Source organism: Nocardia altamirensis NBRC 108246 (assembly GCF_001612685.1).
GTDB classification, from domain to species: Bacteria; Actinomycetota; Actinomycetes; order Mycobacteriales; family Mycobacteriaceae; genus Nocardia; species Nocardia altamirensis.
The window spans coordinates 64,850-84,840 of record NZ_BDAY01000051.1; the positions used below are offsets into that span (position 1 = coordinate 64,850).

Consider the following 19,991-nt stretch of genomic DNA (forward strand, 5'->3'; position numbering starts at 1 on the left):
TTCACGGCAGCGAAGGGTAGTGAGCCTGCTCTCAACCGCACCCGGTCCCTTTAGTCTTGACCCATGGTCACTGTGGAAGAACTGTTCGCGATCGACACCCTCCTGTCCGACGACGAGCGCGAGATCCGCGACACCGTCGCGGCCTTCGCGGCGCAACGCCTGCGCCCGCACATCGCGGACTGGTTCGAGGCGGGCACCTTCCCGGCTCGCGAGATCGCCCCCGAACTGGGCAAGGTCGGACTGCTCGGCATGCATCTGGACGGCTACGGCTGCGCGGGCATGTCGGCCACCATGTACGGCCTCGCCTGCCAGGAGCTGGAAGCGGTCGATTCCGGTGTGCGCAGCATGGTTTCGGTGCAGGGCTCGCTGGCGATGACCGCGATCCACAAGTACGGCTCGGAGGAGCAGAAGCAGCAGTGGCTGCCCGAGATGGCGGCAGGCCGCGCGATCGGCTGTTTCGGTCTCACCGAACCCGACTTCGGCTCCAACCCCGGCGGCATGCGGACCAGGGCCAAGCGCGACGGCGCGGACTGGGTGCTCAACGGCTCGAAGATGTGGATCACCAACGGCTCGGTGGCCGACGTCGCGGTGGTGTGGGCGCAGACCGAGGACGAGGGCACGCAGCGGATCCGCGGCTTCCTGGTCCCGGCGGGGACGCCGGGGTTCAACGCGCGCGAGATGCACCGCAAGCTGTCGCTGCGCGCCTCGATCACCGCGGAACTCGACCTCGACGACGTCCGGCTGCCCGCCGAGGCGGTGTTGCCGGAATCACGCGGGCTCGCCTCGCCGCTGGCCTGCCTGAGCGAGGCCCGCTTCGGCATCATCTTCGGCGCGCTCGGCGCCGCCCGCGACTGCCTGGCCTCGACCATCGAATACGCGCGCACCCGTGAGGTTTTCGACAAGCCGCTGGCCGGCTACCAGCTGACCCAGGCCAAGCTGGCGGACATGGCCCTCGAATTCGGCAAGGGCCAGCTGCTCGCCCTGCACCTCGGCAGGCTGAAGGATCGCGGCGCGGTGACCCCGGAGCAGGTGAGCGCCGGAAAGCTGAACAGCACCAGGGAGGCCATCGCGATCGCCCGTGAGTGCCGCACCATCCTCGGCGCCAACGGCATCACGCTGGACTACCCGGTGCTGCGCCATGCCAACAACCTGGAGTCGGTGCTCACCTACGAGGGCACCGCCGAGGTGCACCAGCTGGTGCTCGGCCGCGCACTGACCGACGCGAACGCCTTCCGGTAATCCGACGTATCGGTGCGACGGGTTCGCTGCCGGTCCGGGCGGCTCCGCCCGGGCCGGAGAATCCGTTTCTCCGGCAAGCGTTTTCGTGCGGCGTGTTTGCTGAGCCGAACTAATACGACAAATCTGACGTAGTGGAGCATCACAGTTTCATAAATACTGAGCGATTGCTAGCATGAGACATGTTTTCGCTCGGCCCGGCGTTGCTCGAAGTGTCGGCACGCAAGATATTGACCCGCCTGCACAAGACGCACGGGATGCCCGCACTTGCCGCCGCCGCGGAGCTGCCCGCGCTCTCGGCCGCCCTCGACCAGCATGCGGCGGCCGTGCGCGACATCATCGAGCTCGGCGTCGAGGACGCGGCCAAGGTTCCGGTCAGCGTGCTGCTTGCCGGATACGCCCGCGGGCTGGTCGATCAGGTGCGCGAAGCGCAGGAACCGGGCAGGCAGGCGCTGACCAGCGCGGCCCCCGACGATCTTGGCAGCTGGGCGAATGCGGGCTGGGCGCAGCTGCGGTTGGCGAGCGTGTGCCTGCACGCGGCCCACGTGTCTGCCTGATCACGCTGTCGCACAACGACTTCGAAACAGTGCGTCCGCCCTCGGCCTGAGCCGAGCGCGGACGCACGCGTCGGAAAACCCGAGCTCAGCGCTGGTCACCGGGATCGCGGTAGCCCATGTACTCACCGGACTGCCGGTAAGACCCGCCGCCCTGCATCGCGCCCTGATCCCACTGCTGTCCGTGCTGACCGCGGCTGGCCTGCTGGTCCATCCAGAGCTGCTCCCGCGAGGCATCCTCGCGGCCACGCGAGTACGCCTCCGCGTGCCCCTTGACCGCGGGCATCTCCTCTTCCAGCCCGCTCAGCCAGTTCTCCCAGCGCTGCTGCATCGGCCGCACCATGCCACCGCCGATGCCGACCACCAGGACACCGCCGATGGTGGCGAGCACGGTGATGAGGATCGGCATGGTGACCGAGGTGGCAACGCCGATCTGATTCAGCGCGGCAACCAGGCCGACACCCCAGATGAACACCGCGGCGACGCGGCCGATCATCGCGCCGTAGGACAGCCCGCCGAGCATGTTGCCGACCAGGTCACGCACCGCGGACGCGATCGCGCCTGCGATCACCACGATGATGATCGCGACCGCCGCCTTCGGCAGCCACGAGACGATGCCGTCGAGCAGATCACTCACCGGGTTCGGACCGAAGACGCCGAAGCCGAGCTGCAGCGCGATCAGCAGGATCGCGTAGTAGGCCAGCTTCGCCAGCAGATCCGAGGCGTCGTAGCGGCTGCGCGACATCATCTGCCTGAGTCCGCCGCGCTCGACCAGCCGGTCGAAGCCGAGCCGATCGAGCACCTTGTCCACGATCGTCGAGACGACCTTCGCGACGATCCAGCCGATGAGCAGGATGACAAGGAATCCGGCCAGCTTGGGGACGAACGTGGCGACGGAGCTCCACGCGTCCGAGAGGCCCTGTTGGAAATCGATAGCCAAACTGGAGGTGTACATGCCCATCCCTTCGCTATCCGATTACGCCAAGGCAGTTTGCCGAGGCGGCTTCATGGCCGGTTATACCCCGGCGACATCACTCGAACCTGCTGTTTGCAGATAATTTGCCACATCGGCGCATTCGGCGCGACATCTATCTCTTCCACGCACGTAAGCCGTGCCATTCGGTTTGCCTACCTCACAACCGACCCGACGGTTTGCGGAGAAGATTGTTACGACCTGTCATCGACGTGCCATCTGTCCGACACCGACACGCCGAGACAGAAGGCGCACGCTTAGCTCCGGATCCGGCATCAGGGCAATGCCTCCCGCCCGACACCCGGAGGTGCACCATGACCCCACTGTCAGCCGACGCCGTCGGCAAGAGACCGATCCCCCGCATCGCGATGTGCCGAGGAGCCGGCGATGTTCGTGCGTGATCGTGGCCACCGCCCCAGCAGGGGCGGCGCGCGGCCGCTGCCTGATCAACGCGAACTGGTCGCCGCCTTCGGTGGCCAGTCCGGCGATCCGGTCGCCGACCATCCGCTCATCGACTGGGCCCGCACGCTGGCCACGTTGCACAGGCAGCGCCACCGCGATCCGCTGGGGGCCGCCGGAATAGATTGCCGCCGTGCCGAGTTGGTGGCCGCCATCGACGCATGGGTGGCCACCAAGCTGCCGCGCCGCCGGTGCACCGAGCATCTGCGCGCCCGATCACTCGGCGCGACCGTCGATCGGATGGCCGCGGCACACGTGCACGCCAGCCATCTCCTGCACACCGCCGAGAAGGTGTCCGACGACCGGGTGCACGCGGCGTGGTACCGGCTCGCGTCGCTCGCCGACGAGTGGACGGACTTGATCGTGGACGTCTGAGAACGACCTCAGGCGACCAGTTCTGGCTGCATCATGCGGATCTGGCGCGCGGACAGCCAGCGCATGCCGCGGGTCAACAGCGGAAGCATCAGCACCATCAGGAGCAATCGCATGCTCTGAACGCAGGTGATCAGGGGCAGGTTCGCGTCCATCGACTCAGCCGTCGCCAGCACCGCGTTGATGCCGCCAGGGGTGGTGGCCAGATAGATGTCGGAAAGCTCGAGATCGACGAAGGTCGCCACGGCGAAGGCCAATCCGGCGACGATGGCGGACAGCGCGACGATGGTGACCGTCATGCCGGGAATCATCCTGGCCATCTCGGTGACGACGGTCCTGGTGAACCGGGTACCGACCTCGAAACCGATCAGCACGAACAGCAGGTCCTTGAACAGGTTGGTCGGTGCGTACCCGTGGCTGACGCCGAGCGCGGTGAGCAGCGCGGTCACCAGCATCGGCCCGATCAGTGCGGGGCTCGGCATGTTGAGCCGCCTGCCGAGCTTGGTGCCGACGATGCACAGCATCACCGCAATGGACAGTCCGGCAACCTGATCGCCGCGACCGACGATCATCCAGTAGGGCAGATCAGGGTTGGTGACCGCGCCACCGAGAGTGACCCGCTCGGAGGTCAAGCCGCTACTGCTGTTGTTCAGGAAGGCGCCGAGGGCGGGCGCGCTCACCGCGACGAGGGCGACCCGCAGGTACTGCATGAATGCGACCTGACGCGGATCGGCGTCCATATCGTCGGCGCAGGCCACCACGGCCGCTGACCCGCCTGCCAGCAGGCCGAGCGTGGCAGTTGGCAACTCCACGTGGGCAACTCGGGCGAACACCACCGCGACCAGCAGGCTGATCACCAGCGTCATCACCGTGACCGCGAGCACCGGGATGAGCGCCAAGCCGATGCTGGACAGCAGTGAGACCTCGAGATAGCTACCCATCAGCACGCCGAGCATCGCTTGCACGCCGACCGAAACCTGGCGAGGCAGCGGGGCGGGCAGCTTCCCCATCAACGCCAGCGCTCCGCCGACGACGATCGCCAGGATCATCTGGGGCGCTGGAAAATGTATCCAGTCGAGCAACTCCGCCCCGGCAAGCACCGAGGCCAGCAGAGCTACCCAACCGATCCCTTGCTTCCGAGTCATACCTGAGAATCCTTGCCCTAGCGAATGAACAGACCGTTACGACTCCGTTATCAGGGTTAACAGCTAATGTGATCCCCGACGCATGCCATCAATTCCCTGCTCAGACGCAGGATTGTCGGATCTTGTTACAGCCTTGTGTCCCCGATGATTCTATCTGGAAATAAATGAGCGAATGCCCAGCTGGCGATTTGTTCACCTAGCAGCCACCTGCGGACCGAACCCCGCGCTGAGCCGCCACGTGTACCATTTGCCCGAACAAACCCCTATCGCGGGAGCTCGGGCACGGCCGGGCTGAGAGGGCGGACCCCACGCTTCGCCGACCGCCTGAACCTGTCCGGGTAATGCCGGCGTAGGAAGAGCGTTTCGGTCATGTCTGCCTCGACCCTGCCCACCTCAGAACGGCACGAAGCTCCGTTCACCCTCGACGAACCCGCCCCGAAAGTGCTGTCCTTCTGGGACCAGAGCGCATTCTGGGCAAATCTCGGCGTCAGCCTCATCGCCTTCTCCGGCGCATACACCGTGCTCGCGCCGAATGCCGAGGGCGCACCACAGCTCTCGATCGCCGCGGGCATCCTCGCGATGATCGTCGGCACGGTCGCGGGCGGCGTGATGCTCGGCCTGGCCGCTGTACCAGGCGCGAAGACGGGCAAACCGGCAATGGTGCTGCTCCGCGGCCTGTTCGGCGCGAAACTCAGCTACCTGCCAACGGTTTTGAACATCGCGCAGCTGATCGGCTGGGGCACCTTCGAGCTGATCGTCATCGGTGACGCGGCCGACGAACTGTTCGGCGGCGGCCCGCACTGGCTGTATGTAGTAGCCGCGGGCGTCCTCACCACAGTCTTGACGATCTGGCCGCTCGGCTCGGTACGGATGCTGCGCCGGTTCGTCACCGCTGGAGTGGTGATCGCGCTGATCTGGTTCTACATCCAGTTCTTCCGCGCGGGCCTGCCCGACCTCACCGCGAATCCCGGCCCGCACGGCAGCGGTCCGTTCGGCGTCGACTGGAACCTCTTCTGGATCGCCACCGATGCGGCGCTGGCAGTGTCGATCTCCTGGGTGCCGGTGGCCGCCGACTACACCAGGCACTCGCGCAGCACCGGCTCCGCGTTCGGCGCGGCGAGCGGCGCCTATGCGCTCACCCAGATCGTCGCCTACATTCTCGGGCTGTTCGCGCTGGCACGGGCGACCGGCGGCGGCCAGTATTCGCCTTTCCTCGCCGTCACCCTCGGCGGCCTCTTCTTCTTTATCTTCGTTCTCCGCGAGGCCGACCAGTCGTTTGCCAACGTGTATTCCACCGCAGTGTCGATCCAGAATCTCGCACCCCGCCTGGACCGCCGGGTCCTGTCGATCGGCCTGGGCGCGCTGATCACCGTGCTCGCGCTGTTGCTGAACATGGGCAACTACTTCGGCTTCCTCGGCCTGATCGGCTCGGTGTTCGTGCCGATGCTCGGCGTGCTCGTCGGCGACTTCTTCCTGCGGGCGAGGGGCGAGTGGAACACCGCCGCCGACGCACCGTCGCGGTGGGGCATGATCGTCGCCTGGCTCGCGGGCTTCACCGTCTATCAGCTGATCAATCCGGGCGATGCCGGCGTGTGGACCGATTTCTGGGTGAATATCCAAGAGCGCCTGCACTTCACCAAGCAGGCCTGGATGAGCGCGTCACTGCTGTCGTTCCTCGTCGCACTGCTGGTTGCGTGGGTGGTCGGCCGGATCACCACCCAGCGCGCTGCCCGCTGAGCGTGCGGACACGGCGCGACGAAGCTAGTCGGCCCCGGCCGCGAGCCTGAGCTCGTCGACGCGTGCCACGCGGAGCAGTTCGAAGAGCGCGGTGATGCTCTTGTCGCCGTATCCTTCGTCCATCGCGCGGCCGAGGAGCTCGAACATCGGCCGGTGCCAGGACATGTCGACGCCGGTTTCGGTACCGAGCGCGATGTCGTCGTCGTTGGCCGAATGGAACAACGCGACCGAGGAGCCGAGCTTGGTGTAGTCGCGGGTGTCGATCTCCTCGGCGAGGACGGGCAGCAGGGATTCGATCATCTGCAGCCACTTGGTGGAGTGCCGCACCATCGAGCTCGCTGGGAAGCCACGCGCGGACAGCACCGCGGCACCTTCGAAGAAGCCGAGTAGTGCGGGCAGCAGGGTCGCGCCGACAGCGGCCTCGTACATGGCAGCCAGATCGGGCTCGGGACCGAGATGCTCCAGGTCGCCGCCGAGCACCCGCAGGGTTTCGGCGTGCTCGTCGAAGAGCGCACGGTTACCGCCGAAGTACAGCAGGGTATCCGGGTTACCCACGGCCGCAGGCACATTCTTGATCGCGCCGCCCAGAAAACCGGCGCCGTGCTCGGCGGCCCATGCGGCCAGTGCCCTTGCCCCTGCCGGAGCCCCGCTGTTCACCGTGATCAGCGTGCGCCCACCGATCGCATGGCCGGCCGGCGCCAGGGTCTCGGCGGTGGCCTCGAATCCGATGAGGCAACTGACGATCAGCGGACTCGCGGCGACCGCCTCGGCAATCTCGCCGACGTGCCTGGCACCAAGCGCCACCAACGAGGCCGCCCTCTCCGGGCTGCGGTTCCACACCGTGGTCGGATGCCCGGCACGGAGAAAGGCTTTCGCCAACGCGCTGCCCATCGATCCGAGACCCAGCACGGTCACCGGCGTGCGTTCGGTCATAGTCGCTCCACTCCAACACATTTCGACGACGGTCGCCGACTGCGTCTTCAGTCTTGGTGCACACCGAACGGACCGGCAAGTACGCACTTTTCCGTCCAATACCAACCCGGAGGTAAGCATCCAGGTCAGCGGCGCACCGCGTCGACGGGTCCGATCCGCCCAGGCCTTCCAGGGCTAGCGAGCCCCGTCGGTCAGCCAGTCGCGCAGGTCGCGTAGCGCGGTGCCGGAACTGTCGGCGTCGATGTTCGCGGCCAGGTCCGCGATGGTGATGGCAGCGAGGGCGGCCCGCCACGCCGCGTCGGCGGCGGCCATGGCGCGCGCGATCGCGCAGGGCACGCGGCAGCTTTTCGCGGGCAGTGCGAGCGGGCCCTGCTGGCGAATCTCGGTGCAGCGGAAGGCCGGTTCAGCGCCGTCCACCGCCTCGACCACCTCGAGCGCGGTGATGCTGCCTGCGGCACGGGTGAGCACGTAGCCCCCGGCCGGGCCGGGGACCGAGCGCACGATGCCGACTCGGGAGAGCGCCTGGAGATGTTTGGCGAGGTAGGCCGTCGGCACGCCGTGCAGCTCGGCCAACCGGGCGGCGGGCACCGGGTCGACGGCCTGACCGAGGGAAACACAGCAGTGCATGGCCCATTCGACGCCGTTGGACATCTTCATGCGGACAGCATATCTCGGATAGAAAATGTCCGAGACTGTGCTATAACTTGGACATTAAATGTCCGAGATTGAGGTGCCCGTCATGACCACGCTTCGAGACCGCTCCACCCCAACCACCAAAGACCGTGCCGCCCTCGCCGTTGCGACGATGGCGTTGTTCGTTGCCGCGGCCAACCTGCGCCCCGCCATCGCCGCAGTGTCCCCGCTGGTCGATCGGATTCGCCTCGATCTGGGCCTGTCCTCGACCGGGGTCGCCCTGTTGACCACCGTCCCGACCCTGGCGATGGGTCTGTGCGCTCCCCTCGCGGCAGCGATAGGCCGCCGCTTCGGCTTGCAACGCGGCGTGTTGATCGGCCTGGTTGTGGTCACAATCGCCACTGCCGCACGCGGATTCGGCACAGCGACCTGGCTACAGCTCAGCTGCGCCGCCGTGGTCGGCGCCGGCATCGCCATCGCGCAGACGCTGCTGCCCGCGGTGGTGAAATCGCGGTTCGCCGAGCGCGCCGGGCTGGTGACCGGCATCTATACCGCGGGACTCGGATTGGGCGGCGCGGTCGCCGCAGGCATCAGCGCACCACTGGCCGATGCGCTGGATTCCTGGGCGGGCGCGCTGGCGTCGTGGGCGGTGCTCGCCGTCGCGGGCATCCTGCTGTGGTCTGCGGCGCGGTCCGCGCTGCGCCTGGACGACGTGTCGGGGCCGCAGGGTCCTGCGACGAAGGGATTGCCGTTGCGCAGCGCGACAGCATGGCAGATCACCGTGCTTGCTGCGCTCAACTCGGCGCTGTACTACTGCGAATTGGCCTGGGTCGCACCACTGTTGCACGATGCGGGCGGGTATCGCGAGGCCTACGCGGGCTTCCTGCTCACCGCCATGATCTCGATCCAGGTGGTGGCGATGCTCGCCGTTCCCGCGCTGCTCGGTGAGCGCAGGGACAAGCGCATCGGGCTCGCGCTGACCACAGTACTGACCGCCGTCGGCTTCCTCGGGCTCGCACTGAGCCCGGCCACCGCCACCTGGCTCTGGATCGTCGCACTCGGCATCGGCCACGGCGGCCTGTTCACCCTGGTGCTCACCGTGCCGGTATCGATGAGCCGCGATGTGGCCGAAGCCGGACGCTACAGCGCCATGGCGTTTTTCGTCGGCTACGCCGCTGCGGCCGTGGCACCCGTCCTGGTCGGCGCGCTGCGCGACGAGACAGGCAACTTCCGGCTCGCCTTCGGATTACTCGGTGGCGCAACGGTATTGCTGTTGGTGCCGATCGCAGGCATGGTCCGGCGCGACTGAGCCGACGACAGCCGCCCACCGAACCGGAACGGATTCGGTGGGCGGAAAGCCAAGAGCAACAGTTAGTTCCGGGTCAGCGACCGAGGCTGCCGGTGCTCAAGAAGCCGAGCAGGTCGTGCCTGGTGATGACGCCGACCGGCTTGCCGTCGTCGACCACCATCAGCGCGTCGGTGTCCGACAGCGCCTTGGTCGCGGAGGAGATCGGCTCGCCTGCACCGATCAACGGGAACGACGGGCTCATGTGCTTGGCCACCGAATCCGTCAGGTGCGCACGGCCTTCGAACACCGCGGAGAGCAGATCCCGCTCGGACACGCTGCCCGCGACCTCGCCCGCCATCACCGGCGGCTCCGCGCCGACGACCGGCATCTGCGACACCCCGTACTCGCGCAGGATCTCGATGGCGTCGCGCAACGTCTCCGACGGGTGGGTGTGCACCAGGTCGGGCAAGGCACCCGACTTGCCGCGCAACACATCCCCGACCAACGGTTCGGCACTGCCGTCGAGCCGGTCGCGCAGGAACCCGTAGGAGCTCATCCACTGGTCGTTGAAGATCTTCGACAGGTAGCCGCGGCCGCCGTCGGGCAACAGCACCACAACGACCGCGTCCGGGTCGCGCCGCGCGACCTCGATGGCCGCGACAACGGCCATCCCGCACGAGCCGCCGACCAGCAGGCCTTCCTCGCGGGCGAGGCGGCGGGTCATGTCGAACGAGTCCGCGTCGGAGACCGCGATGATCTCGTCCGGGATGGCCGGGTCGTAGGCCGACGGCCAGAAGTCCTCGCCGACACCCTCGACCAGGTACGGCCGTCCGGTGCCGCCGGAGTACACCGAGCCCTCCGGGTCGGCGCCGATGATCTTCACCTTGCCGCCGGACACCTCTTTGAGATAGCGGCCGGTGCCGGTGATGGTCCCGCCGGTGCCGACGCCCGCGACGAAGTGGGTGACCTTGCCTTCGGTGTCGCGCCAGATCTCCGGGCCGGTCGTCTCGTAGTGGCTGTCCGGGCCGCCGGGGTTGGAGTACTGGTCCGGCTTCCACGCGCCGTCGATCTCGCCGACCAGACGATTGGAGACGCTGTAGTAGCTGGCCGGGTCTTCCGGGGCAACGGCGGTCGGGCACACGACCACCTCGGCGCCGTAGGCACGCAGCACGTTGCGCTTGTCCTCGCTGACCTTGTCCGGGCAGACGAAGACGCAGTGGTAGCCGCGCTGCTGGGCGACCAGCGCGAGCCCGACGCCGGTGTTGCCCGAGGTCGGTTCGACGATGGTGCCGCCGGGGCGCAACTGCCCTGACTTCTCGGCGGCATCGATCATCTTCACCGCGATCCGGTCCTTGGAGCTACCGCCCGGATTCAGGTATTCGATCTTGGCGGCCACCAGTCCGGCATCGGGGCCTACAACGGAGTTCAACCGGACCAACGGCGTATTGCCGATGAGGTCCACGACATGGTCGGCGATGCGCATGGGCCCCATAGTTCCAGATGACCGCAGTGTGAGTTCGCGCACGCCACGCGGAAAACCCCAGAGCTCGACAAACAGCGGGAACTGTTCAACCTCCGTTTAGGATTCGTGAGCATGAAGCAGCCGAACATCGCCCGTGCCGGCGTTGTTCTGGCCGGCGCGGCAGTGACCGCACTGGTCGGACCTGGCGCACAGGCCAAGGCAGTGACCATCGAGTTCCCGCAGGTGCCGACGCTCGCCTACGGCGGCCTGTGCGGGACAACCATTCGCACCTGGGCCGACGTGAGCCCCGCCTGGCCTGGGCGGGCGATCCTCAATGTGCGCGCACTGCCGGTCATCGGGATCGGGCCAGGCGACTACCCGCTGGCCCCGTTGTGCGAGGTCAACACCACGGTGGCCTGGCGAAACACCACCACCGGGGCGGTGGGCCGCTACGACAACACCGTGGTGACCGGTCTCTACGGGAGCATGCAGTACGCGTTGTTCCAGGACACCGGGCCGGGCCGCATCGAGGTCACCGTGACCACCGACGCGGCAAGTATTCCGGCTTATGGGTGGTTCAACGTTCCTGCTCCTGCTGCCCCTCCTGCGTAAAGTCGGTACATTTTCTGTTGTGAGGGAGCGCCAGCGAGCGAACCGAAGACACAGCTGCCCTGCACTTGCGGCGGAACCGAGCGCCAGCGAGGTGCAGCCGTGAGTGCACCACGCATCGGCTGGCGTACTGCCGCGGTGACCGGTGCCGCGACCGTGCTGGCCGGCTCCGGAGCGACCACGGCATGGTGGGCAGCGTCCAAAATATTGATGGCACAGGCCGGCGTCGCCCGTGGCGTGATCGGCCGCGATACCTCGAAACCGCCTGAGGCCGACGGCATCTACACCGCGGGCTGCCTCGAGCCGGAGCGGTGGCGCACCGGCAAGCACGCGGACCTGCACCTGATGATCTTCGGCGACTCCACCGCGGCCGGCGTCGGCTGCGTGGTCGCCGACGAGGTGCCCGGCGTGCGACTGGCCCGTGGCCTCGCGGTGGCCACCGGGCAACGAATCCGGTTGAGCACCAAGGCGATCTCCGGCGCCACCTCCAAGGGATTGTCCGGTCAGGTGGATGCCATGTTCGTGGCAGGCCCGCCGCCGGACGCGGCGGTCATCCTGATCGGCGCCAACGACATCACCAAGAAGCATTCGGTGCGCGCCTCGGCCCGCAGGCTGGCCGCCGCGGTCGCGCGGCTGCACATGGCCGACGCCGTGGTTGTGGTCGGCACCTGCCCGAATCTCGGCACGGTGACCGCGATTCCGCAGCCGCTGCGCACCGTGGTGCACAACTGGAGCGTCCGGCTGGCCCGCGCGCAGACGGTGGCCACCGCTGTCGCGGGTGGCCGACCGGTTCCGATGGGCTATCTGCTCGCTCCCGAATTCCGGGCACAGCCCGAACTGCTGTTCGCCGCCGACGGGTTCCATCCGTCGGCCGCCGGCTACGAACTCGCGGCGGCGCAACTACTTCCGGTGCTGCTGACGGCACTCGACGAGGCGACCCCCGCCGCTGCCCGGTCATCGGGGCGCGACGTAGATTCGATACGAACTCGCGAGTAACAACAACGGTTCGCACGTACCTTCCGACAAAGGAGTCCTCATGCCTGAGGCTGTCATCGTCTCGACCGCCCGCTCTCCCATCGGCCGGGCGGCCAAGGGATCACTGGTCGACATGCGGCCCGACGACCTGACCACCCAGATCGTCCGCGCGGCGCTGGACAAGGTGCCCGCCCTCGACCCGAACACGATCGATGACCTGATCCTCGGCTGCGGTTCGCCCGGCGGCGAGTCGGGTTTCAACATCGCTCGCATCGTGGCGGTCGAGCTCGGCTACGACCTGGTGCCAGGCACCACCGTGCACCGCTACTGCGCCTCGTCGCTGCAGTCGACCCGGATGGCGTTCCACGCGATCAAGGCGGGCGAGGGTGATGTCTTCATCTCCGCAGGCGTCGAGACGGTGTCGCGGTACAAGAACGGTTCCGCCGACAGCTGGCCGAACACCAAGAACACGCTCTTCGCCGACGCCGAGGCGCGCACCGCGAAGACCGCGGAAGGCGGCGCAGGCACCTGGCACGATCCGCGCGTGGACGGCCTGCTCCCGGACGCCTACATCGCGATGGGGCAGACCGCGGAGAACGTGGCGAGCTTCACCGGCATCACCCGCGAGGAGCAGGACCGCTGGGGCGTCCGCTCGCAGAACCGGGCCGAGGAAGCGATCAAGAACGGCTTCTTCGAGCGCGAGATCACCCCGGTCACGCTGCCGGACGGCTCGATCGTCGCGAAGGACGACGGCCCGCGCGCAGGCGTCACCTACGAGGCGGTCAGCCAGCTGAGGCCGGTGTTCCGCCCCGACGGCACGATCACCGCTGGCAACTGCTGTCCGCTCAACGACGGCGCCGCCGCGCTGGTCGTGATGAGCGACACCAGGGCCAAGGAGCTCGGCCTGACGCCGCTGGCCCGCATCGTGTCCACCGGCGTCTCCGGGTTGTCCCCGGAGATCATGGGCCTCGGCCCGATCGAGGCGTGCAAGCGCGCGCTCGCCTTGGCGGGCAAGTCGATCGACGACATCGACCTGGTCGAGATCAACGAGGCGTTCGCGGTGCAGGTGCTCGGCTCGGCCCGCGAGCTGAAGATCGACGAGGACAAGCTGAACGTCTCCGGCGGCGCCATCGCGCTCGGCCACCCGTTCGGCATGACCGGCGCCCGCATCACCACCACGCTGATCAACAACCTGCAGACCTATGACAAGCAGTTCGGTCTGGAGACCATGTGCGTCGGCGGCGGCCAGGGCATGGCGATGGTCATCGAGCGCCTGAGCTGAGCTAGCTCGAGAGGCTGAAAAGCAACGGCCCCCTTCCTGATTCAGGAAGGGGGCCGTTCTCGCTTACCAGTTGGCTATCAGTCGCGCTGGAAGTAGCTCAGCAGGCGCAGGATCTCGACGTACAGCCAGACCAGGGTGACGGTCAGGCCGAGCGCGACGCCCCAGGCCGCCTTCTCCGGCGCCTGTGCACGGATCAGCTGATCGGCGGCGTCGAAGTCGAGCAGGAAGCTGAACGCGGCGATCGCGATGACCACCAGGCTGAAGATGATCGCGAGCGGGCCGCCGTCGCGCAGGCCGAGGCCGCCGGAGATGAAGAAGCTGGCGACCAGGTTGCCGAGCGCGAGCACGAGCACGCCGATCATGGCGCCGACGATCATCCTGGTGAAGCGCGGGGTGACGCGGATCGCGCCGGTCTTGTAGACGACGAGCATGCCTGCGAAGACACCGAAGGTGCCGAGCACCGCCTGCGCGATCATCGCGCTACCGCCGACGCCACTGAACTCGATGTTGGTGAACATGAACGACAGCGCACCGACGAACAGACCCTCGAAGACCGCGTACGAGAGCACGAGGACCGGGTTGTCCATCTTGTTGGCGAAGGTCGCGATGAGCACGAGCACCAGGCCGATGAGACCGCCGCCGATGACGAAAAGCGGTGCCAGCGAGGTGTTCGCGTTGGTCAGGCCGTAGGAGATGATCGCCGACAGCGCCAGCACGCCGAGCGTGATCGCGGTCTTGGTGACCACGTCATCGATGGTCATCGCCCGGGTGGCGGGCGCCTGCTGGTAGGGCTGCGGCGGGTACTGCTGGCCGTACTGGTTCCCGTATTGCTGCCCCATCTGGCCCATTTGGCCCGCGCCGGTGACGCCCGAACCGAAATTGGCGTAGCCACCGCCCTCTTGCCGAGGCAGGTTTCTGAAAACCGGATTCGAAGTGGTACGCACGTGCGTCCCTTTCTGGTCGTTGCCGCTGTTCGTCGAGCCTTCGCTCGATACCAACTGCCTGGTTCAACGTTTGCTGCCCGGCACTAGTTCCCACGGGGGCGTGACCAGGCGGACATTTCGGACTCTACCGCTGCGGCGCGTCGTGTAAACCACGCACGGACCGAGTGACCGTGAATTTACGGTTTCGACCCATCACGTCGGTGTGGCCGACCATGCGCTCGATGACTCCGCGATAGTTCAGATGGGAGTTGAAGACCGTCCAGAGCTCGCCGCCAGGCCGAAGCACCCGGCCGGTTTCGGCGAACATCTTGATCGCCGATCCGGTGTGCACGGCGGCGCCGACATGGAACGGCGGATTGCACAGCACCAGATCGGCGCTGTTGTCCGCCGCCGTCGACATCGCGTCGTCGCGGACAACGGTCACCCGGTCGGCGACCCCGTTGACGGCGACCGTCGCCTGGGCCGAGGCCACCGCGGCCGCCGATTGATCGGTGCCGAGCACCTTGATGCCCGGTCGCGCCTTGGACAGTGCGACGGCCAGTATCCCGGTGCCGCAGCCGAGATCGACGGCCTCGCGCGCGTCGGGCTTCATCCATTTGAGGTGCTGCAGCAGGAACCGGGTGCCGATGTCGAGGCGGGTGCCGGAGAATGCGGCGCCGTGCGCGACTACGTCTATGTCGAGGTCGTCGACCCGTTCACAGACCGGAAAGGGCGGATCGCCCACCGGTTTCGGCCCGCTGACCAGCAGGGTCCGCGATTTCTGTCTGCCACGGCTCGCTCTGACCTCGGAAAACGATTCGGCGAGAACGTCGTTCATCGACTTCGTCAGGTACTTGTCCCGGCCGCCCGCGAACACCACCACCTCGGGATCGGCGTAGCGCGCGATGGCGTCGGCGACCTCGACGAGCCCGGCCAGCGCGCGGGGGAGCCGCAGCAACACCACGGTGGCGTCGGCAAGCAGGGCTCGTCCGAGCGGCTGCGCGGTGTAGCGATCGGCGAGCCCGAGCGCCCGCGCATTGTTGGCCAGCGCCAGCTCGCCGGTCAGTAAATCCTGGTGCACCCGCAGCCCGCGCAGGTCGTGTGCCGCGATCGCGCCGATGGTCAGCGCACCGTAGGCGTCACCGATCACAGCTATCTTTCCGCTATCAGCACTGGCGAGGGCATCGGCGGCCACATCGAGGATCAGCCGATCGGCGGCATCCACGGCGTAGAGGTTCAACGCCTCCACATCGGGATACCGCCGCAGCCGGCCGAGCACTTCCTCGATATCTGTCACGTCTCAAGTGTGCTAGATCGTTGCCCCTTCGTCACACCTGGGCCGGTCAATCGGCGATTCCGCACCGCACCGGCAGCCAGGCGGACGACGAAATCGTCAGCACCGCACCGGATTCGACTATTTGACGCCCGCCTTGCCGCCAGCAGGGGTCACCGCGTGCCAGACCTTACCGACGCCTTGCCCGAGCAGATCGCCAGGCTTCTGGTCCTTGGCGAAGAAGTAGACCGGCCAGCCCGCAATCGTGATTTGGCATGCGCCGTCGGCACGTTCGATGAAGCCGATGAGTTGCGGATCGACGCCCGCCGCGTACACCGCCTGCTCCCGCTGCACGAGCAGCGGCGGCCAGGTGGTGGCGCATTCGCCCGCGCAATTCGAGGTAGGCGGGTTGTTGGTGTCCTTGTCGAAGCGGTAGACCGCGCGGTCGGTCGCCGTAACATACTGTCCGACAGCATTATTGTCGGCGATCGCGAGCTGCACGGCATTCGCGCCGGTCGGCGCGGTCCCGCGGTAGATCTTCAGCCAGCCCTGGGTCTTGGCGGGCACCTGGCTCTGCGGCGCACCCGCGGGCGCCACGGCCGAGGTCGCCGCCGCGGGTGCCGGGGCAGGAGCGGGGGCCGGTTTCGCGGTGCCCGAGCTTCCACAGGCGCTCAGCACACCGGCGAGAATGACCGAGGCAGCGGCGAATGGCAGCGCGGCGCGCTGGAAGTGCTTGGTCGACAGCATTATTCAAGTCCTCCGGAGGGATCAATTGACGCTTGGTCGCGTCCGGTCATCAACAACCACGAGGCAGACCCGCGACCGGTTCATCCGCCGTGGATGTCCATCGGCAAACATCGAGAAACCCCAGCGGCCCGCCGACGTCGCGCCGCGCGAAATCCCGCATGCCGTGCCGCGCGGCGTTTACCATCAGCCCCATGCGCAACAGCATGGTGGGGATGATCACCGCTCCCGCGGCACTGCTTCTGACGGCAGCGCTGCTCAGCGGCTGTGACGTCGACGGAACCAGCGCGAACAGCGCGGCGCCGGGAACGACGACCGGCACCCTCGCCGTCGAGCCGACCACCCCGCGCGATGCGCACCCCAAGCGCGGCACCGCCTCCAACGGCGCGGGCCTCACGGTGACCGGCATCAGAATCGGCCGGCAGTCCGGCTACGACCGGGTGGTCTACGACCTCGGCGGTCAGGGCACGCCAGGCTGGGTCGTGCAATACGCCGACCGGGCCGTACAGGACGGCAGCGGGAAGGTCGTCGACGTGGCGGGCGTCTCCATTCTGGAGGTGCAGATCCTCGGCTCGGCATACCCGTTCGACAGTGCGGTGACGCCGTATTCCGGGCCGGACCCCGCGACCGATCCGAGCGCACCTGGGATCGCGGGCGTCTATCGGACTCTCGTGTTCGAAGGCACCACCCAGTCGTTCATCGGCGTCAACGCGGACCGGCCCGGGTTCGCCGTCAGCACGCTCAGCAACCCGACCCGCTTGGTCATCGACATATACACCGCATAGCACCGGTACCACTAGGGGGTATTGAGAGCCGACGCTAGACTGGCCGCGTGTTCGAACAGCAACTCCCACGCACGATGACCGGGTTCGCCCGGGCGCTCGGTGTGTTGTTGCTGCTCACAGGGATCGTGGCGATGCATGCGGCGGTGTTCGCGCTGCCGGATCACGAGCACAGCACTCGGCTGCCTGCCACCGCTCATGACATGGCGGCCGCTCAGCACGGCTCGCCAGTACAACTCGGCTCCACCACCGCGAAGCTCGCGTCTGCCCAGCCCGGCCCAGGCAACAGCCACAGCATCGACGCCGCAGACGCTACGGCGATACCTGCCGGGCATGGGCTCGGTCAGCTGCTGGCGCTGGACGCCACGCCACCGATGGCGACTTCCGCGCTCGGCTCGATGTTCCCGCTACCGGATCACGGTGCGGGAGGGGCGGATTGCGCGGGCGGTGGCTGCGCGGGCGCCCACGGCGGGATGCACGGATGCGTGTTCATCCTGTCCACGATCGCGTTGCTGTTCGGGCTGGTACTGCTCTATCGGATGGCCGTCGATCGGCCGGGCACCGGCCTCACGCGGCCCCGGTATCTGCGGCGACGGCGCGAGCGGGCACCGCCGTGGACCGTGCTCTCCCTTGCCGAATTGTCGATTCTGCGGATCTGACAGGTACCCGGCGACCGTTTTCCGATGGTCGCCGCTGTGTCGTGCCTGTCCCCCATCATTCGCATATCGCAAGGAGCACAACCATGTTCATCACCCGTACCCGGATCACGTCCGCCGTCGCCGCAGCCGTCGCCGCGACCGCCCTGTTCGTCGCAGGCTGTAGCGACAACGACTCCGGCACGAACAACTCCATGCCCGGCATGGAGCACGGCACGTCGAGCACCCCCGCATCATCGAAAACGCCTGCGGCCCGCAGTGATTTCAACGATGCCGACGTCACCTTCCTCACGATGATGTACCCGCATCATGCGCAGGCGGTGGACATGGCGAAGATGGTGTCGAGCCGGACCCAGAACTCGGAGCTGCGCGCGCTGGCCACGAAGGTGGAGCAGGCGCAGGCACCGGAGATGCAGCAGATCACCACGCTGCTCCAGGGTTTCGGCAAGCCTGCGCCGAGCGCGGGCGGCCACGGCGGTCACGACATGCCGGGGATGATGGGCGCTGAGCAGATGACCGCATTGCAGGCAGCGTCCGGCCCCGACTTCGATCGCCAGTGGCTGACCATGATGATCGAGCATCACACCGGTGCGGTCGCGATGGCCGAGACCGAACTCGCAAGCGGCTCGAATGCTGAGTCGAAGACGTTGGCCAGGACCATCATCGACGGCCAGCGCGCCGAAATCGACACGATGCGAGGCATGCTCGGCCAGCGCTGATCGGATCAGTCCGCCGCACCGGGACATGCGTTGTCCCGGTGCGGCAGGCACGGCTCCGGACCGACTCCCCTCCGGCCGCTCCGGTCACGCGCGGTGGAAGAACTTCTCCAGCAAGGCGTTGAACGGCTCGCCGGTATCTGGCACCAGGTGACCCATGCCCGGACATACCGCACGTTCGGCGCCGGTCTGCTCGGCGATGGCGTCACAGACGGCCTCGAAGGCGGGCGCGTGCCCACCGGAGACCGACAGGATCGGGAACTGCGCCGCACGCAGCACGTGCACCGGCGGCGCCGCCTCGTCGGGCGGGCGCGCACCAAGGAGTTGCCGCATGCCCGCGAGCAGCACCTCGGGTATCGGCTCGCCGAGCTCCACCGGAACTCCGACAAGGTCGAAGAATCGACGCAAAGCCACGTCCGCGGGGTCATCGACGCCTTCGATGAGCTCCCGCGTCGCCGCGGCCATGGCATCGACGTCGGGATTACCGCGGGCGATGCCGAACAGCGGTGGCTCGACAACGGTGAGCGAGCGGACGTGCTCGGGCCGGTGTGCGGCGGCGTACATCGACACGATCGCGCCGTAGGACAGCCCGACCAGATGCACGGGCCGGTCGAGCAGTTGATCGGCGACCAGCCGTGCCTCCGGCTCGAAATCCTGTCGCGCGTAGGGCGTTCCGCCGTGGCCGGGGCGGTCCGGCGCGAGCAGCGTCCACCGGTCGGTCAGCGGGCGCTGGGCGCGCCAGGCCTCGCGACCGCCGAGAATGCTGCCGTGCACCAAGACCACCGGCGGCCCGTCACCCCACTGGTGCACCTGCAGGCGGATAGCGGAATTCGTCGAGTCCACCTCGACCTCCTTCACTGACTGTCGTCACGATGTGGCTTCGGTTCCGTGGCGGTGCGTCGCCATTGACGCAGCGACTCCGGTGGCGCTGTGTCCGCCGCGGAACCGAATCACCCTGGCGCCGAACTACTTGGGCGCACCCGGAATGCACTCGGTGCGGTTGACCTCGGACAGGTGCAGGCTCGCCTTGGCGAGGTCGGGCCCGATGGACTGGATGGTGGCCTGCCCCTTCGAGATCGTGCAGAGAATTCGGCGATGCATGGACGTTCCTTCGAGTAGTGGCGACTTGTGCTGTCGGCAATACTTCAGCGCGGACGTCTCACCGGCCTTTCATGCACATCTCAGCCTGCTCCGACCGCCGCGGTGACTCCACGCACGCGCAGGTCAGGCTCGCATTCA

The 19,991-nt window shown here is 67.4% G+C and carries 21 protein-coding genes and 1 riboswitch; of the genes, 11 read left to right on the forward strand and 10 right to left on the reverse strand.

Annotated features, from left to right (window positions below):
• Window positions 1-63 precede the first annotated feature (63 nt).
• Window positions 64-1,239 (forward strand): acyl-CoA dehydrogenase family protein, encoded by a 1,176-nt coding sequence (locus NA11_RS26135; RefSeq protein ID WP_069164639.1) that lies wholly within the window; start codon window positions 64-66, stop codon window positions 1,237-1,239.
• Window positions 1,240-1,418: 179 nt separating this feature from the next.
• Window positions 1,419-1,793 carry a DUF6401 family natural product biosynthesis protein gene (locus tag NA11_RS26140; protein WP_069164640.1) on the forward strand — a complete coding sequence of 125 codons (375 nt, stop codon included), beginning with the start codon at window positions 1,419-1,421 and terminating at the stop codon, window positions 1,791-1,793.
• 85 nt (window positions 1,794-1,878) lie between these two features.
• Here the strand turns inward: NA11_RS26140 and NA11_RS26145 are convergent, their stop codons facing one another.
• A complete protein-coding gene (locus NA11_RS26145; RefSeq protein ID WP_141717851.1) occupies window positions 1,879-2,745 on the reverse strand; it encodes a mechanosensitive ion channel family protein in 867 nt (288 codons plus the stop codon).
• 405 nt (window positions 2,746-3,150) lie between these two features.
• Here NA11_RS26145 and NA11_RS26150 point away from each other — a divergent pair, with 405 nt between their 5' ends.
• Window positions 3,151-3,597: a DUF4254 domain-containing protein gene (locus tag NA11_RS26150; protein ID WP_069164642.1), complete on the forward strand. Its 447-nt coding sequence runs from the start codon at window positions 3,151-3,153 to the stop codon at window positions 3,595-3,597.
• A gap of 8 nt (window positions 3,598-3,605) precedes the next feature.
• Here NA11_RS26150 and NA11_RS26155 read toward each other — a convergent pair whose 3' ends face one another.
• Window positions 3,606-4,739 carry an AbrB family transcriptional regulator gene (locus tag NA11_RS26155; RefSeq protein WP_084655078.1) on the reverse strand — a complete coding sequence of 378 codons (1,134 nt, stop codon included), beginning with the start codon at window positions 4,737-4,739 and terminating at the stop codon, window positions 3,606-3,608.
• Window positions 4,740-4,997: 258 nt separating this feature from the next.
• Window positions 4,998-5,112: riboswitch (TPP riboswitch) on the forward strand.
• Here NA11_RS26155 and NA11_RS26160 point away from each other — a divergent pair.
• Window positions 5,109-6,476 carry a purine-cytosine permease family protein gene (locus NA11_RS26160; RefSeq protein ID WP_069164673.1) on the forward strand — a complete coding sequence of 456 codons (1,368 nt, stop codon included), beginning with the start codon at window positions 5,109-5,111 and terminating at the stop codon, window positions 6,474-6,476. It overlaps the preceding riboswitch by 4 nt.
• Before the next feature lie 24 nt (window positions 6,477-6,500).
• Here NA11_RS26160 and NA11_RS26165 read toward each other — a convergent pair whose 3' ends face one another.
• Window positions 6,501-7,409 (reverse strand): NAD(P)-dependent oxidoreductase, encoded by a 909-nt coding sequence (locus NA11_RS26165; RefSeq protein ID WP_069164644.1) that lies wholly within the window; start codon window positions 7,407-7,409, stop codon window positions 6,501-6,503.
• A gap of 174 nt (window positions 7,410-7,583) precedes the next feature.
• Complete coding sequence (locus NA11_RS26170; RefSeq protein WP_069164645.1) at window positions 7,584-8,066, reverse strand: RrF2 family transcriptional regulator; 483 nt, start codon at window positions 8,064-8,066, stop codon at window positions 7,584-7,586.
• Window positions 8,067-8,148: 82 nt separating this feature from the next.
• Here NA11_RS26170 and NA11_RS26175 point away from each other — a divergent pair, with 82 nt between their 5' ends.
• Window positions 8,149-9,351 (forward strand): MFS transporter, encoded by a 1,203-nt coding sequence (locus NA11_RS26175; protein WP_069164674.1) that lies wholly within the window; start codon window positions 8,149-8,151, stop codon window positions 9,349-9,351.
• A 73-nt stretch (window positions 9,352-9,424) separates the two neighbouring features.
• Here the strand turns inward: NA11_RS26175 and NA11_RS26180 are convergent, their stop codons facing one another.
• The gene (locus NA11_RS26180) at window positions 9,425-10,813 is read right to left on the reverse strand and encodes a cystathionine beta-synthase (protein WP_069164646.1); all 1,389 of its coding nucleotides are present in this window, start codon (window positions 10,811-10,813) and stop codon (window positions 9,425-9,427) included.
• Window positions 10,814-10,924: 111 nt separating this feature from the next.
• Here NA11_RS26180 and NA11_RS26185 point away from each other — a divergent pair, with 111 nt between their 5' ends.
• The 3 genes from NA11_RS26185 (at window position 10,925) to NA11_RS26195 (ending at window position 13,658) form a co-directional block, all read left to right on the forward strand.
• A complete protein-coding gene (locus NA11_RS26185) occupies window positions 10,925-11,404 on the forward strand; it encodes a hypothetical protein (RefSeq protein WP_069164647.1) in 480 nt (159 codons plus the stop codon).
• A gap of 99 nt (window positions 11,405-11,503) precedes the next feature.
• Complete coding sequence (locus NA11_RS26190; protein ID WP_069164648.1) at window positions 11,504-12,397, forward strand: SGNH/GDSL hydrolase family protein; 894 nt, start codon at window positions 11,504-11,506, stop codon at window positions 12,395-12,397.
• Window positions 12,398-12,437: 40 nt separating this feature from the next.
• Window positions 12,438-13,658: an acetyl-CoA C-acetyltransferase gene (locus NA11_RS26195; RefSeq protein ID WP_069164649.1), complete on the forward strand. Its 1,221-nt coding sequence runs from the start codon at window positions 12,438-12,440 to the stop codon at window positions 13,656-13,658.
• 77 nt (window positions 13,659-13,735) lie between these two features.
• Here NA11_RS26195 and NA11_RS26200 read toward each other — a convergent pair whose 3' ends face one another.
• The 3 genes from NA11_RS26200 to NA11_RS26210 form a co-directional block, all read right to left on the reverse strand.
• Window positions 13,736-14,602, reverse strand: a complete 867-nt coding sequence (locus NA11_RS26200; protein ID WP_069164650.1) for a Bax inhibitor-1/YccA family protein — start codon at window positions 14,600-14,602, stop codon at window positions 13,736-13,738.
• A 124-nt stretch (window positions 14,603-14,726) separates the two neighbouring features.
• Entirely contained in the window at window positions 14,727-15,878 is a 1,152-nt protein-coding gene (locus tag NA11_RS26205) for a class I SAM-dependent methyltransferase (protein ID WP_069164651.1), read from the reverse strand.
• 117 nt (window positions 15,879-15,995) lie between these two features.
• Window positions 15,996-16,601 carry a hypothetical protein gene (locus tag NA11_RS26210; RefSeq protein WP_069164652.1) on the reverse strand — a complete coding sequence of 202 codons (606 nt, stop codon included), beginning with the start codon at window positions 16,599-16,601 and terminating at the stop codon, window positions 15,996-15,998.
• A gap of 191 nt (window positions 16,602-16,792) precedes the next feature.
• Here NA11_RS26210 and NA11_RS26215 point away from each other — a divergent pair, with 191 nt between their 5' ends.
• The 3 genes from NA11_RS26215 (at window position 16,793) to NA11_RS26225 (ending at window position 18,755) form a co-directional block, all read left to right on the forward strand.
• Window positions 16,793-17,383: an AMIN-like domain-containing (lipo)protein gene (locus NA11_RS26215; RefSeq protein ID WP_069164675.1), complete on the forward strand. Its 591-nt coding sequence runs from the start codon at window positions 16,793-16,795 to the stop codon at window positions 17,381-17,383.
• Window positions 17,384-17,430: 47 nt separating this feature from the next.
• Complete coding sequence (locus tag NA11_RS26220) at window positions 17,431-18,039, forward strand: hypothetical protein (protein WP_069164653.1); 609 nt, start codon at window positions 17,431-17,433, stop codon at window positions 18,037-18,039.
• A gap of 83 nt (window positions 18,040-18,122) precedes the next feature.
• Window positions 18,123-18,755: a DUF305 domain-containing protein gene (locus NA11_RS26225; RefSeq protein ID WP_069164654.1), complete on the forward strand. Its 633-nt coding sequence runs from the start codon at window positions 18,123-18,125 to the stop codon at window positions 18,753-18,755.
• 84 nt (window positions 18,756-18,839) lie between these two features.
• On the opposite strand, the gene NA11_RS26230 is transcribed toward NA11_RS26225, so the two are convergent.
• On the reverse strand, window positions 18,840-19,595 hold the full coding sequence (locus tag NA11_RS26230) for an alpha/beta fold hydrolase (RefSeq protein WP_069164676.1): 756 nt from the start codon (window positions 19,593-19,595) through the stop codon (window positions 18,840-18,842).
• Between the two features lie 123 nt (window positions 19,596-19,718).
• Window positions 19,719-19,853 (reverse strand): hypothetical protein, encoded by a 135-nt coding sequence (locus NA11_RS47080; protein WP_281197098.1) that lies wholly within the window; start codon window positions 19,851-19,853, stop codon window positions 19,719-19,721.
• Between the last annotated feature and the right edge of the window lie 138 nt (window positions 19,854-19,991).